The sequence below is a fragment of the Verrucosispora sp. FIM060022 genome (assembly GCF_003977705.1).
Lineage (GTDB): Bacteria > Actinomycetota > Actinomycetes > Mycobacteriales > Micromonosporaceae > Micromonospora > Micromonospora gifhornensis.
In genome coordinates this window covers 1-1,178 of sequence record NZ_RQIV01000028.1, presented here as the reverse complement: position 1 = coordinate 1,178, position 1,178 = coordinate 1, and the positions used below count along the sequence as shown (strand labels likewise).

The following is a 1,178-nucleotide window of genomic DNA, read 5'->3' as shown; positions in this document are numbered from 1 at the left end:
GTCGAGTCGAGGCAGTTGCGGGCGTCGACCACCCGCCGTCCGGCGACGAGTTCGCCGAGGACGGTCGGGTCGGCGTTGCGGAAGTCGGCCCATTCGGTGAGTACGCAGACCAGGTCGGCGTCGGTCACCGCCTCGGCCATGCCCGGTTCGTAGGTCAGCTCCGGTACCGCCCGGCGGGCGTTGTCGATGCCCTGCGGGTCGTAGACGTGCACGTCCGCGCCGGCTTTGCGCAGGAGTGCGGCGACGGCGAGGGCGGGGGCGTCGCGTACGTCGTCGGTGTTGGGTTTGAAGGTCGCGCCCAGCACGGCGATGCGGGTGCCGGACAGGTCGGGGCCCGCGGGCCCGTAGCGGCGGTTGAGCAGTTCGGCGGCGAGGTGGAGGACGCGGGTGCGGCGACGCAGGTTGATCAGGTCGACCTCGTGCAGGAAGCGCAGTGCCTCACCGGCGCCGAGTTCCTGGGCGCGGGCCTGGAAGGCGCGGATGTCCTTGGGCAGGCAGGCGCCGCCGAAGCCGAGACCGGCCTGGAGGAACCGGTTGCCGATGCGGGGGTCGTACCCGATGGCCCGGGCAAGTTGGGTGACGTCGCCGCCGGCGACCTCGCAGACCTCGGCCATCGCGTTGATGAAGGAGATCTTGGTGGCGAGGAAGGCGTTCGCGGCGACCTTTACCAGTTCGGCGGTGGCGAAGTCGGTGACCACCAGGGGCACCTCGCGGTCCTCGGTGGCGGCCAGGTCGAACACGCCTTTGTGCGCCGCGTAGAGCATGCCGTTGGCCCACTCGCTCTTGACGCCGACCACGATCCGGTTCGGTCGCAGCACGTCGTCGACGGCGAAGCCCTCCTGGAGGAACTCGGGGCTCCAGGCCACCTCGACCCCGAGGTCGGCGGGGGAGTGCTTGCTGACCAGCTGCTCGACCCAGTCGGCGGTGCCGACCGGGACGGTGGACTTGCCGACGATCAACGCTTTGCGGGTCAGGTGCTGGGCCAGGCTGGTCACTGACGCCTCGACGTACGACAGGTCGGCGCCCATGCCGTCGGCGCGCTGGGGGGTGCCCACGCAGATGAAGTGCACGTCACCGAAGTCGGCGGTCTCGGCGATGTCGGTGCTGAACCGCAGCCGGCCGGCGGCGAGGTTGCGCCGTAGCAGTTCGTCGAGGCCGGGCTCGTGGATCGGCACCTC

Annotated in this window: 1 protein-coding gene; it reads right to left on the bottom strand. The window is 70.8% G+C overall.

Annotated features, from left to right (window positions below; translation table 11 throughout):
• Window positions 1-1,178: UDP-glucose dehydrogenase family protein (locus tag EG812_RS28980; RefSeq protein ID WP_148113827.1), on the bottom strand; the 1,178-nt coding region annotated here is incomplete at both ends.